Genomic DNA, 344 nt, shown 5'->3' on the forward strand with positions numbered 1-344 from the left:
CACCTGGCCATCTACGATTAAATCATCAAAGTGCTCAAACTCTTTCTTTTGGGAGTATTGCTTACGATTGCCAATTGGGACGGTGATGATGTAATCGGAGCAGGCTTCACTGCGATCATTAATGATGTGGGCCTGATCTTTGGGTGGTACTAAGTAGAGATTGCGGTGGTAATCCAGTTGCCATGTTCCCCACGTCGCTCCTCCCGCTGGATGAACATAGATCGAATAACTCGCCTTAGGATCTTGTCCCACGATCTTGGCTAATACTGGACGATATGCGACGGCCCAGTAGTCAACATCAAAGCGCTTAGCAAATGGTCCAGCTAACACATTAAAGTACAGAT

At 46.8% G+C, this 344-nt stretch carries 1 protein-coding gene; it reads right to left on the reverse strand.

The window, feature by feature from the left end; genetic code table 11:
* On the reverse strand, positions 1–344 hold a 344-nt coding region (locus ICN47_RS12775; RefSeq protein ID WP_216220288.1), incomplete at both ends, for a hypothetical protein.

Origin of the sequence: Polynucleobacter sp. AP-Latsch-80-C2 (genome assembly GCF_018882185.1) — a bacterium.
GTDB lineage: Bacteria > Pseudomonadota > Gammaproteobacteria > Burkholderiales > Burkholderiaceae > Polynucleobacter.